This window comes from candidate division WOR-3 bacterium, assembly GCA_039801085.1.
Taxonomy (GTDB): Bacteria; Hydrothermota; Tepidihabitantia; order Tepidihabitantales; family Tepidihabitantaceae; genus JAOABP01.
Genome location: JBDRTY010000003.1, coordinates 111,574 through 133,212 on the forward strand (window position 1 = coordinate 111,574; position 21,639 = coordinate 133,212).

The 21,639-nt window shown below is 53.8% G+C and carries 12 protein-coding genes; 8 read left to right on the forward strand and 4 right to left on the reverse strand.

All coding sequences use genetic code 11. The features are described from left to right. Positions 1-18 precede the first annotated feature (18 nt). Positions 19-3,402, forward strand: a complete 3,384-nt coding sequence (locus ABIK48_07340) for a C25 family cysteine peptidase (protein ID MEO0021967.1) — start codon at positions 19-21, stop codon at positions 3,400-3,402. 9 nt (positions 3,403-3,411) lie between these two features. Further along, the gene (locus ABIK48_07345; protein MEO0021968.1) at positions 3,412-4,371 is read left to right on the forward strand and encodes a radical SAM protein; all 960 of its coding nucleotides are present in this window, start codon (positions 3,412-3,414) and stop codon (positions 4,369-4,371) included. A gap of 340 nt (positions 4,372-4,711) precedes the next feature. Here ABIK48_07345 and ABIK48_07350 read toward each other — a convergent pair whose 3' ends face one another. Continuing rightward, positions 4,712-9,946: a sigma 54-interacting transcriptional regulator gene (locus ABIK48_07350; GenBank protein ID MEO0021969.1), complete on the reverse strand. Its 5,235-nt coding sequence runs from the start codon at positions 9,944-9,946 to the stop codon at positions 4,712-4,714. Positions 9,947-10,016: 70 nt separating this feature from the next. Further along, positions 10,017-11,453 carry a hypothetical protein gene (locus tag ABIK48_07355; protein MEO0021970.1) on the reverse strand — a complete coding sequence of 479 codons (1,437 nt, stop codon included), beginning with the start codon at positions 11,451-11,453 and terminating at the stop codon, positions 10,017-10,019. A 225-nt stretch (positions 11,454-11,678) separates the two neighbouring features. Between ABIK48_07355 and smpB the strand changes: the two genes are divergently transcribed. The 4 genes from smpB to ABIK48_07375 are packed head-to-tail and all read left to right on the forward strand — an operon-like array spanning position 11,679 to position 15,260. Further along, positions 11,679-12,119: an SsrA-binding protein SmpB gene (gene smpB / locus ABIK48_07360; protein MEO0021971.1), complete on the forward strand. Its 441-nt coding sequence runs from the start codon at positions 11,679-11,681 to the stop codon at positions 12,117-12,119. Beyond that, entirely contained in the window at positions 12,116-13,516 is a 1,401-nt protein-coding gene (locus tag ABIK48_07365) for an N-acetylmuramoyl-L-alanine amidase (protein ID MEO0021972.1), read from the forward strand. Before smpB ends, ABIK48_07365 begins: the two co-directional genes overlap by 4 nt. Further along, entirely contained in the window at positions 13,516-14,514 is a 999-nt protein-coding gene (locus ABIK48_07370; protein MEO0021973.1) for an RluA family pseudouridine synthase, read from the forward strand. The genes ABIK48_07365 and ABIK48_07370 overlap by 1 nt, the downstream gene beginning before the upstream one ends. Then, positions 14,511-15,260: a hypothetical protein gene (locus ABIK48_07375; GenBank protein MEO0021974.1), complete on the forward strand. Its 750-nt coding sequence runs from the start codon at positions 14,511-14,513 to the stop codon at positions 15,258-15,260. The genes ABIK48_07370 and ABIK48_07375 overlap by 4 nt, the downstream gene beginning before the upstream one ends. A 24-nt stretch (positions 15,261-15,284) precedes the next feature. Here ABIK48_07375 and glmS read toward each other — a convergent pair whose 3' ends face one another. Both glmS and ABIK48_07385 read right to left on the reverse strand, forming a co-directional pair. Continuing rightward, the gene (glmS, locus tag ABIK48_07380) at positions 15,285-17,120 is read right to left on the reverse strand and encodes a glutamine--fructose-6-phosphate transaminase (isomerizing) (protein ID MEO0021975.1); all 1,836 of its coding nucleotides are present in this window, start codon (positions 17,118-17,120) and stop codon (positions 15,285-15,287) included. A 2-nt stretch (positions 17,121-17,122) separates the two neighbouring features. Beyond that, on the reverse strand, positions 17,123-18,487 hold the full coding sequence (locus ABIK48_07385) for a phosphoglucosamine mutase (GenBank protein ID MEO0021976.1): 1,365 nt from the start codon (positions 18,485-18,487) through the stop codon (positions 17,123-17,125). Positions 18,488-18,743: 256 nt separating this feature from the next. Between ABIK48_07385 and ABIK48_07390 the strand changes: the two genes are divergently transcribed. Next, a complete protein-coding gene (locus ABIK48_07390; GenBank protein MEO0021977.1) occupies positions 18,744-20,225 on the forward strand; it encodes a TldD/PmbA family protein in 1,482 nt (493 codons plus the stop codon). Position 20,226: 1 nt separating this feature from the next. After that, positions 20,227-21,606: a metallopeptidase TldD-related protein gene (locus ABIK48_07395; GenBank protein ID MEO0021978.1), complete on the forward strand. Its 1,380-nt coding sequence runs from the start codon at positions 20,227-20,229 to the stop codon at positions 21,604-21,606. Positions 21,607-21,639 lie beyond the last annotated feature (33 nt).

Consider the following 21,639-nt stretch of genomic DNA (forward strand, 5'->3'; position numbering starts at 1 on the left):
ATTTTACCCGTTCTCATATTGATATATCCTTCACTCTGCACCCTGAATCTTGAATTTAACCTTAATAACTTTCAGACAATCCCCACCCACAGTACGACCATTTTTACCATCAATGATGGTGAGTTCAATTCAATCCCCGGAACCCCTCTGCTGCCGGAAATGAGCCGGGTCATTCCCCTGCCATCTGGCACCGTAATCAACCAACTGCTGATCCTGAAGGCAGAATTTGAAACCTTGCCCGGAAACTATCAGCTGGCAACTGCCCAGCCGCCTGTCCCCCTTTCACTGTCATCGTCGCCATCATCACTGGACCTCAAACCGGAAATTTCCTGTTTGTGCTCATTCTACCCGGAAACACTCTGCATGGTCACCGGATATGGGTACCGATGCGGGCAGAAACTTGCCTCCCTTGTCATTACTCCCCTTCAGTATCAACCGGTAACTCACAGAGTTCGCCGGCTACGCCGGCTGCAAATTATCTTTAAACTGACAGAATCAGAAGAGCCACACCCTCCTCCCCCTGCTGCTCCTGAGAGCTGCCGCTTTGAATATCTGATCGTTACCCGGGAAAATCTGGATTCCGTATTTCAGAACCTGCGCTATTGGCGGACCCTTACCGGCACTCCGGCACAAATCAGGCATATTGAATGGATAGTAAACCGATACCCCGGCCGGGACGATGCCGAAAAACTGCGCACCTACCTTCAGCAGTGTGCCCGCGACTCCGGACTCAAGTATTTACTGCTGGGCGGCGACACTGACATTCTGCCGTATCGTAAAGCCATCGCTCTGGTCAGCGGTGCCGGACTCCATCCCCGCGAAGACTCTCTGCCCTGTGACCTGTACTTTTCGGCACTGGATGGCAATTGGGATGGTAACAATAATGGCATCTTCGGAGAGCCTGACGACGGTGTCGACCTTCTCCCGGAAATCTATGTCGGAAGGGCGCCGGTCAGCACCCCGTCAAACGCTCGTACTTTTGTAGACAAAATCCTCGCCTACGAACGCAACCTGCTAAATGACTATCAGCGGCGCGCCTTGCTCGCCGGTGCGGTTCTCTGGGAAAACCCCTGGACTGATGAAATGATCGCCAAGGAACGCATCCGCCGGGAGCACTTGCCATCAAATTTTCAGATCCAGACCCTTTATGAGTCAATGATGCCGGTAACCCCTGATACCGTAACCTCCCTGCTCAACTCCGGATTCGGAATTTTCAACCATTGTGGTCACGGCTGGATCAATGCTCTCGCCATCAGCCGTCAGTGCGTTCTGCGCAATTCTGATATTGACCAATTGACTAACAATACTCGAACGGGCATCGTTTATTCAATCGGCTGCTGGACAACTGCCTTTGATTTCGACTGCATTGCCGAACATTTTCTCCTCAACCCTACCGGCGGTGCGGTGGCATTCATCGGCAACTCATCATATGGCTGGGGTGCACCCGGCAACCCCGGATTCGGCTACTCTGATCGCTTTGATTCTCGCTTCTTCCAGGAACTGTTTTCCGACCCGGCTCCCCGGCTCGGGGAAGTATTTGCCCGTACCAAAATCCATTTCATTCCCTACAGCTATTCACCTAATGTCTACCGCTGGCATCAGTTTGCGCTTAACCTGCTCGGGGACCCGGCGATGCCGGTACACACTGACACCCTCAGTCAACTCATGGTCAGAAAACCGCTCAGAATTCGCACTGGTGAAGACCTTGCCCTTTTCGTTGTCCTTGACCGCAACGGTCCCGTCCCCGATGCCACCGTTGCAATTTATCAAGACAGCACTTCAGTTTACACGGGGGCTACCGGAACTGACGGATCTGCTGCGATCCAAACCGGATTCACCCAGGCGGGGACCGTCCGGCTGACCGTCACAGCTCAAAATCACCGCCCTTTGCGCGATTCAATCGTTGTCGCCTCGGGACACAGCATTACGCTCCTCAACTACGCCTTTCTTGACTCCACGGGTGACGGTAACGGCTGCATCTCAGCCGGAGAAACCTTCACCATCCGGCTGTGGCTGATAAACAACTCCCATCTCCCCCTTTATAATGTACTCTGCCGGCTCACCACCGACTCCCCTCTACTTACGGTTGAACAGGATGCTGGTCATATATCAGTTCTGACGCCGGACACAGCAGTCTCTGTGCGACTTTTTATTATTCGCTCTGCTAGTAGCGCTCGGAACGGGGACTATGCGCTCTGCACTCTGACCATTACCGAATCCAACGGCAGCTTCTCCCAATTTCCGGTTATAATTCAGTTCCGACAGCCGTTGCTAAAATTTGTCACTTGCTATGTTTGTTCCGACACCGCCGGTTCGTATTCAGCATTTTTCAGGGTAGTCAATACCGGTGCAGCACCAGCACCCGTTTCAACCGGCACCCTGTTCAATCCGGACCTAACTCAACCATTGACGCTGCTCACTCCGGGTATCCTCTTCCCAAGTATCCTCCCCGGTGAAACTCTGTGGTCATCCGTGCCTGCCCGGTTTAAAGCTGAATCCGGACCGGTGCGGATTGGTCTGAATCTGATCACCGGCAGATTCATTTTCAGCGATACCTTTAAAGTCCATCTGCCGCCGGCAGGTATTTATACCAGCTTTGACTCCGGCTTAGGTAACTGGACTGCTGCTGGCGCCAACGGCTCCTGGTTTCTGACCTGCAGTCAATTTCTCTCGCCCCCTTATTCAATTCATGCCGGCTATCCGGCCGACTCCTACCCACCCAACTGTACCTGCGAACTTCTTTCTCCAAAATTCCCAATTCCTCCCTGCCCAAGATTAAAATTCAGCTGTTATTATGAGCTTCCTCTTTATGGCAGCGACGGCCTATACTGTATCATCTGCCATACCGGCCAGGAAGAAACTTTGGACTTTATTGGTGCTGGTGGTGCGCTCCGCTCTGGCAACCTATCTGCAGCTCAAACTTTGGACCCGGCGAGCCGATGGTTCAATTATTCATATGAACTCTCCGCCCCTGCCCCGGGCGAAACGGCGCAACTCAAATTCGTCTTCATTTCGGATCCGGACCCCCAATCCGCTGCCGGATTCTTTCTTGATGACATCTCAGTAGCATCTGCTGATTTACCCACCTCGACTACTCCGGAAAGCACCCGATTTCTCACTCTCTTTCCCTGCCCCTTCCGCACTCGCACAACCATCTTCCTTACCCTCAACCGTCCTACCCCGCTAAATCTTGCTATCTTCAACACCGCGGGCAGCAGAGTGCGCACGCTGATCTCCGGTAACATTCCTGCGGGCTGGCATTCAGTCGGCTGGGATGGCACCGATGATAATAACCACCCGGTGCCGGCAGGCATCTATTTCCTGCGCATGAATTGTAACTCTGAACCGGATCACATGGTCATCCCTCCGGCACACATCCGCCTCAAAATTATCAAATTATAAGGGGTAAAAATGTCTGCCCAACCGGAAATTCACCCAAGAACAGAGCCGGTGCTCGTCTATGGACCGGTCCCTTCGCGTCGACTTGGGCTTTCGCTCGGTATCAACCTTGTCATGCCCAAAACCTGCACCTTCAACTGCGTATACTGCCAGTGTGGCAGAACCACTTGCCTCACTGCTTACCGCAAATCGTTCTTCCCGGTAGAAAAGATTATTACCGCAGTGAATTCGGCGTTAATGAAAAGCAAAGTTGACTATCTGACACTCTCAGGCAGTGGTGAACCAACACTGAACCGGGACATCGGTGAACTCATTTCCATCCTGAAAAAACGCTTCCAGATTCCGGTGGCAGTAATTACCAACAGCTCTCTCCTTTCCAGTCCGGTTGTCCGGGATGCGCTCTATCAGGCAGACCTCGTCATACCGACCCTCGCCTGCGCCGACGAGAAAACTTTTCGCCGGGTCCACCGACCTCACTCCAAAATCAGACTCAAAAACATCATCCGGGGACTCAAAATCTTCCGGCATCGCTATCATGGCAGCCTCTGGCTCGAAATAATGCTCGTCAGGGACTTAAATGACCAGCCTGAGCATCTGTTCCGCCTGCGCCGGATTGTTCATTATATCCAGCCTGACCGGGTCCACCTTAATACCGTTGTCCGGCCGCCTGTTGAAGCATCTGCCCTTCCCGTTCCTTATGACCACCTGCTCCAGCTCCAGATGCTCTTTGGTCCAGAAACCGATATCATCCCGTCATCGGTGAAAAAGCACCAGAAACAATTCCGGGGCAACCCGAAACAGGCGATTCTGGCGGTCGTTGCGAACCGACCGGTAACGGGCACCGACCTTACTCAGGCACTCGGACTGCCAGCAGAAACCGTAGCCCATACCCTCGGACATCTGACGGCTGAAGGCATAGTCAGAAAATTTAAATTCAAAGGCAAAACCTTTTTCACCATACACCGAAAATAATTAAAAACCCGTCCGACTGAGGTCGGACGGGTCACTGCCTTTCAGCCGTGCCTAATTCATAGGTGGCGCCGGCAGCGGCGGTGGAAGAATCGGGATAATCGGACCGTCCATTTTGCCTCCTTTATCTTTTAGAGCTTACTGATTTCTGCATTATCATAATTATAAATAGCAATTACAATGCCAGTACAGGATATTTAGCATAAGTTATTAAAAATCAGATTATTAACAAAAACAAAAAAGAAATTATTACCAGCTGTAAAATACGCAAATGTCGCACCATGCTTGGATTTTTTATCTAACTATTTGAAAAATTGTAACTTGAAAAAACAGGGAAATGCGTCTAGATCCCGAACTCTTCGGGCTTAATCCGGTAACGTTTGATTAACCGCTGCGCGTGTCGTCTGGTGATAGAAAGCAGCTGGGCAGCACGTGTAATATTTCCACCAGTCTGTTCCAGTGCCTGAAGCAGCTGGTGTCTGGTCAGTGGTCCCCCTCGTGCACCGGTCTCAGAGGGCTTGAGGTGGATAAAAGTTTCCCCTACATCCTCAAGCGTTATTCGCGGGTTCTGAGTCATAATTACTGCACGTTCAATTGTATTCTGAAGTTCCCGGACATTTCCGGGCCAAGAATATTGCAGGAATGCTTCAGCAACATCCCGTTCAAATCCGTTAATCTCCTTGTTCAGCCGCTGCGCACATATCCGGAGAAAATAATTTGCAAGTGGAATTATATCCTGAACCCTTTCCCGGAGTGGCGGCACATTTATCGTCACCACATTCATCCGGTAAAACAAATCCTGGCGGAATCTACCGGCGTTCACCTCATTAATCAGGTTTTTGTTCGTTGCGCAGATCAGCCGGACATCAACAAGCCGGGTCTGTGTTTCACCGAGCCGGCGGATAATTTTATCTTCCAGCACCTGCAGGAGTTTTGCCTGAATTGCCGGCGTCGTATTAGTAATTTCGTCAAGAAATATTGTGCCTCCATTGGCAGACTCAAAGATGCCGATTTTGTCCCGCACCGCACCGGTAAATGCACCCCGGATATGACCGAAGAGCTCGGACTCAAACAACGTCTCGGGCAGAGTTCCGCAGTCAACAGCAACAAATTTATTATCCTTTCTGCCACTGCGGGAATGAATCAGCCGCGCCAGCGCCCCCTTCCCGGTTCCGGTTTCGCCGGTAAGGAGCACGGTGCAATCGGTCGGAGCAATCTTATCAATCAGAGCGAGAACCGGACGGATGGCTGAAGATCTGCCGAGAAAAATACCGGTTGCCCGGTCCACTGGCAGGTCATCGCAGGTGAGCACGGTCTCCTGATACCACCGCCGGTATACCCGGGAGCGTTCAATGGTAGCAGCAATCAAATGTCCCACCGACTGGAGCAGATTCTGATCTTCCTCAGTGAAAAGATGTGTAGTCAACCGGGAATCCAGATAAATCGTGCCGATTACCCGCTCGCCTACTACCAGCGGTACACAGAGCAGAGACCGGATTTTATTCAAAATCACGCTGTTTGCCGAATTGAACCGCGGATCAGTCAGCGCATCAACGCTGATCAGCGGTTCCCGGCGGCGGCGCACCTTGCGCAGCACTGAATGGGAAATTACCTCGGCGTCCAGAACTGTTGAATTTTCCACATCCCGCACTGCTACCGGCGTCAGCCGGTCCCGATGAAAGAAAAAGATAATCCCCCGCTCTGCCCGGGTGACAGAGAGCACCAGGTCAAGCACCAGGTTAAGAAAATCGTCCCGGTCCAGAGCTGAATTCATTAGCTCGCTTAACTGATAAAAAACCTTCAGATACTCATTACGCTGCCGGGCTTTCAGCTGAATCACGCCAAAAATCTGCTCGAGCGATGCCAGAGTCTGCTCCGCGCGCTCAAGCTCAATCTGAGTCCCGAGCAGCCGGAAAAGGGAAATTGCCTCCTCCAGATTCGCCCGCACCCATTCATAATGTTCAGCCGGCATTCCCCTTAACTTTTTCGGCAGGGACAGGGTATCAGTGCAGAGCAGCTCCGCAGTTGCGAGCAGTGTAAGCCCGAGTTCATACCTGGCATTAAACTGCCGGAGAATCTTAATACTTTCCTCAAACTGAGTGCGTGACCGATCTTTTCTGCCGGCAGCAGCATCACAGCGCGCCGCCAGCCGAAGCGCCCCAGCATACTCCAGCGATACCGGACGGTTTCGAAAAGCAGCAATCGCCAGCTGAGATTCAAAATCAGCCCGGGAGCCGGTTGACAGCCGGAACTGTCCGGCAAGCAGCCACACGAGTGACCGGAGTCTCCAATCCCGCACTTTTACTGCTGAGCGCATAGTCCGGATCAGCCATTCTTTGCTCAGCTCCAGCCTTTCCCGGCGCAACTCCATTTCTGCGTGGACAAATGAAACCAAAAACTCCTGTTCTGAATCTTGGGAATTCTCAGCTAGCCGCTGGGCTGTGGCGAGATAACGCTCAGCAGACTGGAAGTCGCCGCGGATCGAGCTGAGGCGGGCAGAATAGACAACCAGCTGTGCCCGGCCTGACTCGGAGATTCTTTCTCCAGCTGTCTGACTGAGTTTGAGCGCCCGCTGACAACAAACCTCAACCCGGTTCCATTCCCCCTGGTCAAAGTAAACATTAGCCAGCAGGAGATTAAGATTGAAAGCAGCATTGATATAACCAACACGTTCAGCATACTGTAGCGCTTCGTTAAAATATCGCTCCGCCCGCTCAAATTCTCCCTGCTCATAACTGATCACCCCCAAACCATGACAGGAACTTAGCAGGTAATAAACATTACCGGTCCGGCGCTGAATCCGTGCCGCCTCCTCGTAGAATTCCCCGGCCCGGTGCGTATCACCACGGCGCAGACAGAGCGTTGCCAGAAACTGTGTCACGACCGAAACCATGAACTGCTCACCGATTGATTTGAACACATCCAGCGACTGCTCTGCCAGCTGCAATGCCAGTATGTAATCTGCTCTTGCACCGGCGAGCACCGCAAAGTAGTAAAGTACAAGTCCGTTCAGGTAATTAGCCTCCTTGGGATGTTCCCGTTTTAAAAACTCGGACTGCCGCAGCGCCCGGACGAGGTAGTCCTCAGCCAGCTCCACCTTGCCCGCAGCACAATATGACCAGCCCAGATCTGCAAGCAACCGCGCCGACTCCAAACCGGATTTATCCCCCAGAAGTGCCAGCGCCTGATTTAAAAAAAGCAGCGCTTCCTGATGTTCCCCCAGTTTCTGATGCACGAGTCCGAGCCGGCGCAGAAAGCGGGCAAGAATCATACGATTCTCCCCGGTAAACTGGGCTGCCAGGCTCATTCCCTGCCGGTAACTGTCAATCGCTTCGTGATATCTGCCGGTTGCCTCGCGGAGTTCACCGACCCGCTCAATCAGATTAAACCGTTCAGTCGGAGTGACAAAATCGGAAGAAAGGTTCAGTGCACTTTCATAGAAAAGCCGTGCCTCATCAAACAGCAGCCACTCCTGCGCCTTTTTACCGGCTGCGAGTGCATAGCGGTATGCCTGCTCGCGATCACCACTCTGAATCCACTGATGAGCAAGGTCAAAAAGAATCTTATCCTTTTTATCTGTATGCACCAGCTCCAGCGCCAGTGCTACCCGGCGGTGCAGTTCCCGCCGGCGCTCCTGCGGAATTCGTTCGGTGACCGCGGTCTCCAGCACTTTGCTGGAAAGAATCAGCGCTCCACGAACCTCTTCCGACTCATTGTCCCGTGAATAAAATGTCCTGAGCAATCCGAGTCCCTTCAGCCGATTGACCGCCTGAAACAGTGTCCGGTCCGGATAATTGAGCACCACCCGGAGAAATTCAATCGTAAACGGACCGGCGGTTATTGCCCCGACCTCCAGCAGTTCCCGTTCCTCCGGTGTCAGCACCTCAAGCCGGTGCCGCACCAGTTCCGCAACATTCTTGGGAATGACAAAACTTCTTAAAGAGTCTGGGGAATACCGCCAGTGTAACCCCTCGCGGAAAATCACCCCCTGCTCAATCATACTATAGATCACCTCGATCGTTGCTAGCGGATTACCGCCACCGAATTCATAAACCCAGTCAACCAGTTCGTCAACATTATCGTCACCACCAACGATTGAAGTTACCAGCTCACGAACCGCCTCACGATCCAGAGTATCCACATCCAGGTGATAACAATACGGCCTTTCGCTCAGTTCGCTGACAAGATCCAGCAGCCTCTTTTCTCTTAGTCCGGTGATCACCAAAAGCAGCCTTTCCTGTTCTAGGCTCAATGCCAGATAACGCACAAACTCCAGACTCAGTGGATCAAAAAGTTCAAAATCATCCACCAGCAGTACCAGACTGTGGGGCACCCGATGGGAATCGGATAGCGCCTTCAACCGCCGGACCAGCTGTTCAAACAGCTGAAACTTGGACTCCTGGAAAAACTCCAAGCTAATACCTGTTTCTACCTCCTCACCTCGCCAGAGAAGGTTTATCAGACTCTCAACGAGCGACTGGGTCCGGGCACCCAGTGCCACCGGTTCAAAGGCGATAACCGTTGCCTGCTCCAGCTGGGCAAGGAACTTGAACTCCCCCAAAAGCCGGCTTTTGCCTGCACCCCGTTCCCCGGAAATAAAAACCACGCCGGGTTTACCGATAGCAGCCTCTCCCAGCAGTTCCTTCAGACGCGCAATCAGCGGGCCTCTGCCGACAAAGGCCGGTGCCAGCAAGTTCCGCCTTATTACTGAAGGCTCAACGATTGTCTGCATTCGGAACGATTCTGGCACAAGCAGTCCTGCTGATACTAATTCTTCCAGCAAATGCTCCGCACTTGCCGGCCGCCGTCTGGAGTCCGGATTGAGCAGACGCAGTACGAGATTGTCCAGCGCTGCCGGGACTGCGGGGTTGAATTTGCTCACCGGCTCAAATCCGGAATAATACTGCCGTCTCAGCCATTCCTCCAGCGAACCTCCGCTTGCCGGTCCAACCCCGGTCAGTATCTCATATAAAACCAGACCGAGAGAATACAAATCGGTTCTGCTGTCCGCCTCGCCACCCTTGAGCAGCTCCGGGGCAATGTAGCCCAGTGTACCACGCGGAGATGCTGAAGAAAAAGCCATACCCTCAACAAATCCCAGATCCAGCAGTTTCACTACCGGTTTTCCTTCATCATCATAAACAAGAATATTAGAGGGTTTGATATCACAGTGGACCAGCCCCTCGCGGTGAATTGCATCCAATGCGGAAAGCAGTTGAATCAGCACCTCAAGCAGTGCCGGCTGGTAACCCCGGAAAAAACGGGTGATCGGCACTCCGGGAACAAACTCCATGGTGAAAAATGGGGAGTTGTCGATCGCTAGGCCGTAATCAAACACTCGGACGATATTGGGATGCGCCAGCTGCGAAAGATAAAAAAATTCCCGACTGAGTCTTAGGCCCGCTTCCCGGGACGCATTTTTCTGTAAAACCTTTAATGCAACAATCCGGCGTCCCAGCCGGTCCTTGACTTTATAAACTTCATTAAACTCACTTCTCCCGAGCAGCTCTAACGGTTCATAGCGCTCGTTAAGCTGCCGCAGAACATTGATATTCTCCTGCCCATCAAACCCCGTCATCAGTTTGCGATTATAATTGCTACGCGAAACAAGTCAATAGTAACTTGCCCGTCAACTTAACCGCAACCAACTACCGGACAACCACCAGCCGTCGCACTTCCTGTCCACTCGCCTGATCAGAAAACATAAAATACACCCCGGGTGTCAGCTGTGGAACTCCATTTCTGCTCCGCTCGAACCTCCAAACCCGGCTGCCGGTAATATCAAACAGCATACCCGACTCCACTTTAGCACTGCTCTCAAATCCTTTCCGGACTAATGTCGCACGACATTTCTCAGATTCAGAATAAACAGAACTTTCTTCCAATCCCTGTGCCGGCGTTGCCCATGCGTAATATATCTCCGCATTACCATCACGGTAATCGGTCCAGACCGCATACACATTGCCCGGTGCTTCAGCATTACCACTGGCGATTGAAGGACGCTCACGGGTATTAACGGTATCAGTAACCTCAACCGGAGGACTCCAAGAACCATTAGTGGACCGTTCTGCATAACGAATCTGAGGAACAACCGGCGAGCCAGCGGTCCTGCCTGACCAGATGGCGTGCACCCTCCCGTCCAAGGTCGCTATGATCTGCCCCAGTTCCTGATCCAGCGTATCCCCGCAACCGGAAACGGTATCTGCGGGCTGCCAGCCGGTCTGATTCCGCCAGCGATGCACAATCCTCCTCACTAGGTCCTGGGCACCATAACACTGCCACAGCACATGCGGACAACCGGTTACCGGACTGACCGCAATTGAAGGATACATCTGATGCCGTTCCCCCTGAGAAACATCCTCAGTTGGACCCCATACCGTATCGGTCCGGACCTTGTAGAAGACATCGTAATAGCCGCTCGTCCCCTGTCTGCCATACCAGATCACATGCACACGGTTGTCCGGTCCGCCCGCCACAGCCGGATATGCCTTGTAATTACTTCCACCTTCAATTACAACCGGCGTCCGCCACAGGGTATCAACCTTCTCCCGATGAACAATCGCCGTTCCTTCCAACCAGACCACATGGATATGCTGATCCGGTGTAACCGTGACGGTAGCGCACTCCTTCGTTACTGTCGGCGCGCTCACTGATAGCAAACGGGAGTTCTGATCCCAGCCTGACTCCGGAGTCCAGGTTTTGAGATAGATATAATCATCGGTCACATCATCCGGTCCTGAGGTCCAGACCGCATAAATCCTGCCGGCAGAATCGCACGCCAGCGAGACATGCTTGGAGTTCAAATTCTGATTATAAAGATCGGCCGAAATCATCGTATCCGGTGTCCAGCCGCTGCCCGGCTCCCAGCGTTTATAGTAAATCTGGAAACGGTAGGTTCCCAGCCCGGAGTTCATGACATACCAGGCGACATGAACCCTGCCTGCGGGGTCCACCACAATCCGGCGCTGAGTACTCCAGTAGGAATAGTCTGAATAATTATTATTTGTCAACCGGATTTCGGGCTGCCACTCGGTTGCCAGCAATCCGGCACTGGCTATTATCAGCGACAGAACTAGCTTCTTCATATATTCCTCCATGTCCTTGATATTTGGCTAACATAAAATTACCAATTTATTTTAAATCAAGAACCAGTCTTTGCAATTTTTTGACAAACAATATGCTCCGGAATTGCCATACCGCTTGCATACCGGAAATCCACCAGCTTTACTCGTACCGTCACCTTAGCAACTGAAAAAATGACGCTTCCAATTTATTACCATTGACACATCCGCAGGCTTGTCTATAATCAGATGGTGAAGGTCGTGGCAACCAACCGCAAGGCGCTGCGTGACTATACCGTTTTCGAGAAAATGGAGGCGGGCATCGCCCTGACTGGCACTGAGGTCAAGTCACTGCGGGAAGGCGGCGCCTCACTTGACGGCGGTTATGCGATAATTGAAAATGGGGAGGCATTTCTCTGTGATGTCAGTATCGCCCCCTACCGTCAGGGCAACATCTTCAACCGTGACCCGCGGCGCCGGCGCAAACTGTTGTTACACAAGGATGAAATCAAACGGCTCTTCGGTAAAACCACCTTGCGCGGATTTACCTTGATTCCGCTCCGGCTCTATTTCAACGATCGCGGCATCGCCAAGGTGGAACTGGCGCTCTGCAAGGGCAAGAAGGCGATTGACCGCCGGGAGGAACTGAAGAAACGGGCAATGGAACGGGAGGAACGGCGATGGCGATGAAAAAGTTATTTCTCCTTCTCTTGCTTTTATGGAGCATTATTACTTACGCTGTTCCCCAGAAAATTATTAATGGCATTGATTACCTGTCTCTCGCTGGCATCACCGCTCAGCTCAACGGCCGGTGCTGGCGAATTACAGTGAACGGAAATGCAACCCGTTTTGTTACCATCCTCCCGCCGCCCGCTGACTCCAGCAGCCGGCTTGATAACGGGCGCTTGGAATATACTTTTATACCGGACAGTAATTTTGTGATTCACAACTCCCGGAAGCTGAAACTGCCCCTGCCCGCCATTGTTGACTCGGGTGAACTCTATCTGCCGGCAGTTGTTGCTGCTGCTCTATTTCCGGAACTGGATGTACCGGTTCTCTCCACGATCGAAACTGATCGCAGAAGCGATACTCTGATTCTGCGGTTGCTTTTAAACCCGCTCCAAACCAGAAATTCGCCGCTGGTTTTCTTCAGCCAGAAAAATTCCTCGCTTGAATACCGGCTGATTCTTGGCTGCCGAATGGACTCAGTTTTCATCCAGCAGTTGCGACTGTTATCGCTTACCAGTTCCACCCTGCTTAACGGTATCAAACCCGACTCGGGCACGGTCGGCACCAGCCTTGTCTGCACCTTCCGCCAGCCGGTATCAGAAAAAATTGTCCCCTTGGCGAATGGACTTGAACTCCACCTGACACCACTGCCCAAACGCCGGGTTACCAGAATTATTATTGATCCCGGTCATGGTGGTAAAGACCCGGGAGCAATCGGCAGAACTGGAACACAGGAAAAGGAAATCGTCCTCGATATCGCCCGCCGAGTCGGTGAACGGCTGAAAAATCAGGGCTTTGAGGTGTATTTCACCCGTGATTGCGACCAGTATGTGTCACTTGCCGAACGGGCAGAAAAGGCGGTAAAAACTGCAAGCCAGATATTCGTCAGCATCCACGCCAACTGGTCGGAAAACCGCTCCGCATCCGGGCTTGAAACCTACTTTCTCTCAGAGGCAAAGACCGACTGGGAACGGGCAGTTGCCACCCGTGAAAATGAAGTATTTGAGCGGGAAATCGCCAACCCGTTCATCAGCAAAAACGATCCGGTATCACTGATTCTCGCCGATCTTGCCCAGCATGAATTTCTCTATGAATCCAGCATCCTCGCATTGCGGATTCAGGAAGCCGGACTTGACCTGGTGCGCACCCAGGACCGGGGGGTCCGGCAGGCAAACTTTTATGTTTTGCGCAACATCTTCATGCCCGCGGTTCTTGTGGAGTGCGGTTTCTTGAGCAACCGCCAGGAGGAGCAGGCACTGCGCAAACCGGAATACCGGGCAAAACTCGCCCGTGCCATCGCTGCCGGCATTATCGGCTTTGCCAAAGAATACGAACTCCGGCTCAACGGGAACCACTAATGGCAACCTCTGCAACAATCAAGCGATTCCAGCGCATTGCCTCGCAGCGGCTCTGGGGTAAACGGCTGGATGTGTATCTTGTCCTTTCCGGACTCGGCGTTTCCCGGACCCGGGCGGCATCCCTGATTACCGCCGGCAAGGTACTGGTTAACGGTCAGACAGTCAAACCCAGCTACCGGGTGAAACCTGGCGATCTGATTACCGCCGAGTTTGAATACGAACCGGAGCTGACCATCGAGCCGGAACCGATGGAGCTGAATATTGTGTATGAAGATGAAGATGTAATTGTAATCGATAAACCGGCAGGAGTAGTGGTCCATCCGGCACGGGGAAACCGTTCGGGTACACTGGTTCAGGGACTGCTCTTTCACTGTCAGCACCTGCCGCTGCGACCGGACTCGCCGCTGCGTCCCGGTGTCGTCCATCGCCTCGACAAGGATACAACCGGACTGCTGATGTTTGCCAAAACTGATGAAGCCCTGCGCAGTCTCTCTACGCAGATCGAACACCGGACCGTTCTGCGGGAATACCTCTGTTTTGCCTGGGGCGATTTCGAGCTGTCCAGCGGCACGATTGATGCTCCAATCGGCCGGCACACGATCGACCGTCAGCGAATGGCAGTCACGCCGTTTTCAGCCCGGACCGCGATCACCAGTTATGAAGTTCTGCGCCGGTATAATGTCTGCACCTATCTCCGCCTGCGTCTGCGCACCGGCAGAACGCACCAGATCCGGGTTCACCTCCAGCATATCAATCATCCAGTAGTCGGGGATCCGGATTACGGTGGCAGAAGTCTTGCGGTGCTCACCCAGCGGGAACATATCCCGTTACACCAAGAAATCCTCACCCGGATTAAACGTCAGGCACTCCATGCAGCCCGACTCGGCTTCACCCACCCCCGCACCCGCAGATTCTTAGAATTCACTTCGCCTTTGCCCAAAGATATGGAGCAGCTGCTTCTGTTTCTGGAAGAAACAGCCCGGGAGCATCGACTGTGAAACTCAAGTTCACCCTCCTGCTGTTGCTGTTTGCCGTCTGCACTCCGCCTCAAAATCCATTCCCGGAGCTCACACCGCCGGGCTGGATTGACGGAGAAACCTCGGTCTTTTCAGTCCGGCGCAACGACTCGCTGGTGTTCCGACGCACTATTACTGTTGAACTGGACGAAGAGGCAGGCGAACCGGTACTCGTATTTAGAAGCGTTGTGGAATCGGAATCCGCACCCTTCTTCTTCCTGGACTCCACCATTTTCACCCTCACCCGCTATACTTTGAAACCCTGCTGGCTTTACCGGGCGGTTGCCAGTGAAATATCCATTTCTGAAGTAGAAGTAACATTTGACGCTGACGCCATCACTCTCCAGAAAAATACGATTGATGGCACCAGTAAACTGACGCTCAAACCCGTTCCTTACAGCTACTGCATGGAGATGCTGCCGATGCTGCTGCGTGCAGTACCGCTCGATCCCGGGCTGAAGTTTACTCTCAGCGGGATCATTCCGCTGGAAATGCGTACCCAGCCAGTTCAGGTTAAGATACTGGGCACCAGACTCGTCGCCACACCCTTGGGGGAAATTCTGTGCCGGGAAATCGAAACTGCAACCCGGGGCCGAACGGTGCGTCTGCTCTATGAGCTCGCTGACCCTCACCGGCTGGTTGCCATTCGGGATGAGGAAAATTCAACTGAAACCGTGCTCAGCCAGTTCTTTATCCGAGAACCACAGACGACACTGCCTGAAGAGTAACAGGACAGCGACAACGCCTCATGCCTATTCCACCGTCACCGACTTTGCCAGATTACGCGGTTTGTCAACATCACAGCCGCGCAGCACCGCAATGTGATAGGCTAAAAGCTGGAGCACCGGCGCCACTGCGATCGGCGAGAGATACTCGGGAGTTTCCGGAATATAAAGCACGGTTTCTGCCAGTTCCTCAAGCGACCGATCCCCATCTGTGCCGATGGCAATGATTCTGCCATGTCGTGCCCGTGCTTCAGCCAGATTGGAAATCATCTTTTCATAAACCGAATCCCGGGGTGCAATTCCAATCACCGGCACATTTTCATCAATAAGCGAAATCGGCCCGTGCTTCATTTCCCCGGCCGGATAACCGGTCGCATGCACATAGGCAATCTCCTTAAGCTTCAGTGCCCCCTCCAGCGCACTCGGATAGTTGATACCCCGACCCAGAAAGATAAAATCGTGTGCCCCTGCCAGCCGTGTTGCCACTTCCTTAATCCTGCGGTCAAGGGTAAGAATTTTCTGTACCAGCCCGGGAAGGTGCTGCAACTCATCTCTGACCTTTTTTAACTGCTGATCGCTGAGCGTCCGCCGGACACGGCCGAAATACAGTGCCAGTGTCAGCAGTGTGAATATCTGTGCGGTATAAGCCTTTGTGGAAGCCACGCCGATTTCCGGCCCGGCATGGATATAAACCGTGGAATCCGCCTCCCGGGCGATAGAAGAACGGTATACATTGAGTATTCCAAGTGTTTTCATCCCCCGCGCCTGCGCCTCACGGAGCGCAGCCAGCGTATCCGCGGTTTCACCCGACTGGCTGACCGCAATCATCAGCGTTTCATTTTCATACAGGTATTCTGATGTGCGCAGTTCTGAACTGATCTCCACCGAGGTGGGAATCCGGCACAGTTTCTCAAAATAGGCTCTGCCCACCAGTCCGGCATGATATGATGTTCCGCATGCCTGGATCACAATCCGATTAATCCGCTCAATCAGATCGGGATAGAAGAGAAATTCCGGATCAAGCATGATGGTGTCATCCCGGAAGCGCCGACTGATATTTGCCGCCAGCACCGCCGGCTGCTCGAAGATCTCCTTGCGCATGAAGTGAGGATACCGGCCCTTGGAAATCTGCCGGGGTTTGATCTCAATCGGAGTAAACTGCCGGCTGACCTCCCTTCCCGCAAAATCCCGCAGTTCCACTCCTCTCCGGGTGATGACCGCAATCTCACCATCCTGCATCACCAGCATTCGGCGGGCAATCCCGACAAGCGCCGGTGCATCGGAGGCAATGATATACTCCTTCTGCCCCCGGCCGATTACCAGTGGCGACCCCATCTTTACCGCATACAGCCGGTCCGGTTCATCGGCGTTGATGACTACCAGTGCAAATGCACCTCGGAGTTCGCTGACTGCGCGCCGCAGTGCGGTGAAAAGACCATTCTCCTGGGTCCGTGCCGCCAGATCCTCAATCAGATGGACAATCACTTCGGTATCAGTTGCAGACCGAAACCGGTGACCATCTGCTTCCAGCTCCCGCCGCAGCTCACGGTAGTTTTCAATGATGCCATTATGCACCAGTGCAATCCTGCCGGTGCAATCGGTAAATGGATGGGCATTCTCATCGCTGACCTGTCCATGCGTTGCCCAGCGCGTATGCCCGATGCCCAGCTTTCCCTCAACCGGACTCTTCAGTAATATCTCCTTCAATCGCTGCAGTCTGCCCGCGGTTTTACGGATCTTGATCCCGTCATTCAGCACCGCAATCCCGCACGAATCGTATCCGCGGTATTCCAGCCGCTCCAGCCCGACCATCACCACATTACTGACATTCCGCTCGCCGATATAGCCGACAATTCCGCACATCCTTATCCACCTTTCTCAATCAGCTGCCTGACCTGCCCGACCAGCTCCTCGGCGAGGTTCCGGCTCCGGGCTTCAGCAATAATTCGGACTGCCGGTTCGGTATTACTCTTCCGGATATGCACCCACCAGTCTCCGGCGTCGATCCTGATACCGTCACTCCGGTCAACCATCGGAACTTTTCCCCCGAACCGCTCCAAGATGAAAATGAGCCGTTCCCCATCAAATTCCTGCACCTGCACTACCGACTTCACCTGATGATATTCTGGCAGCTCCTGACGGATTGCACCCAGACTTTTCCCGCTTTTTCTCATCAGCCCGAAGACCGCTGCCGCTGCCACCAGCCCGTCCCGGGTGAAATTGATTTCCGAAAAAATCACCCCGCCGTTTCCCTCACCACCAAGCACTGCCCCAGCCTCAAGCATCCCCTTTACAACATTTGCCTCTCCAACCGGGGTACGTAAAACTCGAACCCCGAACCTTTCAGCAATTGAATCCACCATCCGGCTCGTTGAAAGGTTGACAACAACATCCGTCTTTCTCTGCTCCAGCACAAAGAGGGCAGCGAGACCGAGCGTCACCTCCTCACCCATCGGGACACCGTTCTCATCCACACAACTGAACCGGTCACCGTCCGGATCAAAGGCAAAACCTGCATCCAGCCGCTCCGCCTGCACCAGCTGGCAGAGCGCAGTAAGGTTTTCCGGCACCGGCTCCGGCCCACGGGGGAAGTCCTGACTTAATTTCTCGGGCTCGCAGTTTATGGTCACGGGCTCAGCACCGAACGCGCGCAGCAGTGCTGCTGCCGCACCGGACATCGCCCCGTTTACCGCATCAACACCGATGCGCAGTCCCGCAGCGCTGATTCCAGCAAACAGTGGATGACGCCGGATTGCTGTAATATGGAGGTCAATTGCATCAGCCTCTGTAACCGCTTTACTCTCCGAACCGGCACAATGGAACAGACTACCCGCACTACCTTCAGCCATCAGCCGGTCAAGTGCCGCAATCTCATCCGCAAAGAGAAACCGGCCTGCCGGATGTACCAGTTTCAGTCCGTTCCACTCAATCGGATTGTGACTGGCGGTAATTACGATCCCACCCTGCAGACTCCGCTGGCGGACAAAGTGAACGGCGGTTGGTGTCGGACATATGCCCAGCTCAAAGACCTGACAGCGGAATTCGGACAAAACCTTCTGCACCACACCTTTAACCCAGCTGCCCGAAGGTCTCGGATCCCGCCCCAGGGCAAAACCGCCCGGACCATAAAGCCGGCAGAACGCCTCGGTTACCCGGCTGACCAGCTCTGCCGTCAACCCTCTGCCCGCAATCCCGCGCAGCCCAGAAACGCTGAAAATCGCTTCTGACACTCCTCTATTATATCCATCAGCCATCTCAGGTCAATCAGACGGTCACCAGTTCAGCTCCTTAACTCCCCATTGCCGTCAACACAGCATTCCGCTGTCTTCAATCCACCTCTTCCAGCGCTGCGCCCGGTTAGATCCGGATTTCAATGCATTAAACCCCGAACTGCGCTTGTTGATACTCATTATTAACTTTTCTTGCCAACGCCCGTTTCTTGATTATCATTATTGATTAAAAGGCTGAGTTCAAACAGGAGCAAAAATGAACACTAGCAGCACAGTGGAAAAGACCGTCCGCACCCAGCTTAAGCGGATGCTTGAAGCCGGGTGCAGCTTTGCCGATGTCCGTTTCTACGATGAGGACCGGACCGAGCGGCTTGTGCTTTATGACGGTAACCTTGAAGTTAATTATCAGCGCTGGGAAAAGGGTATCGGGGTCCGGGTACTCAAAAACGGTGCGATCGGATTTGCCGCCACTGCGGACCTGAATGCGATTCCGGAATGCTTTGACCGGGCACTTGCCAATGCCGAGGCGGCTGCCCAGCTACTCGGTTTTCCCAAGGATATGGGCAGTGCTGAGCCGGTCAGCGGTAAATATCAGCCCCGATTTCAGCAGGACCCGTTTGCTGTGCCCCTGCCCGAAAAGCTCAACCTGCTCAAGCGGGTGGATGAGAAACTCAGGGATAACACAGTTGAACATCGCATGGTATCTGCTCATTTTCAGAAGCGCCGGATTTTCTACTATAACAGTGAAGGCACCGAAATTGAGCGCTGGGTCATGAATACCTTTGCCGGCATGACGGTGATGGCAAGGGACAGGGACGGCAAGGCACAGCGCCGGAGTTATGAGCTGGATTCGGACGGCACCGGCAGCCGCGGTTTTGAATGGCTTGCCAACCCGCAGGCATTTGAGGTTCACACCGAAAGAATCAAGCGTGAACTCAGCGAGATCGTCGCCGCTGAGGCACTGCCTCCAGGACGCCGGGATGTGATTCTTTTGCCCGGTCAGGGCCATCTGCAGGTCCATGAAACCATCGGTCATCCGCTGGAACTGGACCGGATTCTGGGTTATGAACTCTCCTTTGCCGGCGGCTCCCATGTTAAACCGGAGATGATTGGCACCCTGCGCTATGGCAGTGAAAAACTGAACGCAAAGGTAATGGTGGTTGAAAACTCACCCGGGACCTTCGGCTATGATGATGAGGGCACACCCCAGCACGAGTATTATTTGATCAAGAATGGCATTCTGGTTAATGTCCTCTGCTGCCGGCTGGACCTTGCCGAGGCAAATGCCAAGGCAGGCAGGGTGGTTGTTTCCCAGTCAGGGGCATCTGCCCGCGCTGCCGGGTTTTACAAGACCCCGATCGACCGGATGACCAATGTCTGCATCGAGTGGGGCAGTGACGGCACACTTGAGGACATTATCCGGGCAACTGAGAACGGAGTAATTCTGGATATGCCCGTCTCCTGGTCAATCGGCTCCAACCGGGAGCATTTCCATTTTGGCTGTGAGATCGCCTGGGAGGTCCGGGACGGGAGGATCACCCGGGTCTTCAAGAACCCGACCTATCAGGGGCACACCCTGGAGTTCTACAACTCGCTTGACATGGTGGGCGACCGCTCAACTTGGCGTCTGTTTCAGGTAGCAAACTGCGGCAAGGGCGAACCCAACCAGATCATGGAGGTGGGCCATGGGGTGCCGGTGATGCGGTTTAAGAATGTCCTGACCGGAGAAGGGAGGTAAGATGCTTGAGCCAAGAATTCGCAACCTGCTGCTGGAGGCACGGGATTATGCCCGCAAACAGGGTCTGAACGCCGAGTTTTCATTCCACCGCGAGCGCTCCAGTCTGATCAGACTCGGTAACTCGGCAATCGCCCTTTCCACCGCCGAGGAACTTTCCCGGCTGGATGTCTCGGTTCAGGAGGGACGCCGGGTCGGCTCCTGGACTCTGACCGCCGACATTTCCAGCTTTGACCAGCTGAAGGAGGCACTCAACCGTGCAGCCGAAAACTGCCGGAATTCACTGGCAAAGGACTATGAACCGATCTTCGGCGTTGTTGAAGAGCCGGTTGACGACACCGCCGGTTTTGACCCTGCACTGGAAACCCTCTCCCCGGTTACCAAATCGGAGCTGTGCGCCCGGGTAATCAGGCATCTCAAACCCAGAGGCAGTTACGACTTCTCCGGTTCCTGGAGCACCGGCTCAACCGAGATGTATTACCTGACCACCGCCAATGACCACGAAGCCTACCGGAAACTCACCGACGGCCGGCTGGTGCTGGTCCTGAAGGACCAGGTGCAGAAATGGGAGCTGGCGGTGGAGAAAACCCAGAAGCGGGCGGGCGAGTTCAGTGCCGAAGAGATCATCGCGGAGTTTGAAACCCTTCTGCCCATTTACGAGCAGAACCCGGGCTACAAGACCGAGATCGGCAATCAGCGGGTACTTTTCGGACCGCAGGCAATCGCCCAGCTCGTCTCCCTCTGTGTCTGGGGCGGCTTCTTCGGCCGGGCTTATGAGGAGGGGCGGGCATTTACCTCCAGAAACCGCTTCGGCGACAAAATCTTTTCCGAGATGGTTACGCTCACCGACGACCCGAGCAATCCCGATGTCTTCGGCATGCCGTTTGACTTCAATGGCAAAAGGCGCCGGCCCTTCCTGCTGGTGAAAAACGGCATATTCACCAATGTCACCTACGACTCGCAGACCGCTGCCAAGTACGGCAAACAGCCGACCGGCCATGACCTCAACAACTGGGATCTGGTGTTTGGCACCGGCACCGGACCGGCAGATCTGAAGTCAGCAATGGCGCTTGCCGGCAATGCACTCTACATCCCGCACCTTCACTATGTCCACCTTCCGGATCCGACCCGTGGTATCTTCACCGGCTCCTCCCGTTTCAATGCCCTTTTGATCCGTGATGGCAGACCGGTTGCACCGCTTTTCTCCTCCCGGATCACCGACTCAATTCCGAATGTGTTCAACAATGTGGTGGCAGTTGCCGCCCGGTCGGTCGCCCAGAACGAATCCTCAACCTATGAACGTCGTACCCCTGAAGCTCAGAGTGTTCCCGCCTGGCTCCTCTGTGACCAGGTCCGGATTTCTGATGTCGCGGACAGCTTTTAGCCGGGCTTGACTTGCGGGTGATAATAATTAATC

Excerpts from the sequence above, each read along its gene's own strand:
- ABIK48_07345 (MEO0021968.1), top strand. The coding sequence starts at position 3,412 with ATGTCTGCCCAACCGGAAATTCACCCAAGAACAGAGCCGGTGCTCGTC.
- ABIK48_07350 (MEO0021969.1), bottom strand. The coding sequence starts at position 9,946 with ATGACGGGGTTTGATGGGCAGGAGAATATCAATGTTCTGCGGCAGCTT.
- ABIK48_07355 (MEO0021970.1), bottom strand. The coding sequence starts at position 11,453 with ATGAAGAAGCTAGTTCTGTCGCTGATAATAGCCAGTGCCGGATTGCTG.
- smpB (MEO0021971.1), top strand. The coding sequence starts at position 11,679 with ATGGTGAAGGTCGTGGCAACCAACCGCAAGGCGCTGCGTGACTATACC.
- ABIK48_07365 (MEO0021972.1), top strand. The coding sequence starts at position 12,116 with ATGAAAAAGTTATTTCTCCTTCTCTTGCTTTTATGGAGCATTATTACT.
- ABIK48_07370 (MEO0021973.1), top strand. The coding sequence starts at position 13,516 with ATGGCAACCTCTGCAACAATCAAGCGATTCCAGCGCATTGCCTCGCAG.
- glmS (MEO0021975.1), bottom strand. The coding sequence starts at position 17,120 with ATGTGCGGAATTGTCGGCTATATCGGCGAGCGGAATGTCAGTAATGTG.
- ABIK48_07390 (MEO0021977.1), top strand. The coding sequence starts at position 18,744 with ATGAACACTAGCAGCACAGTGGAAAAGACCGTCCGCACCCAGCTTAAG.
- ABIK48_07395 (MEO0021978.1), top strand. The coding sequence starts at position 20,227 with ATGCTTGAGCCAAGAATTCGCAACCTGCTGCTGGAGGCACGGGATTAT.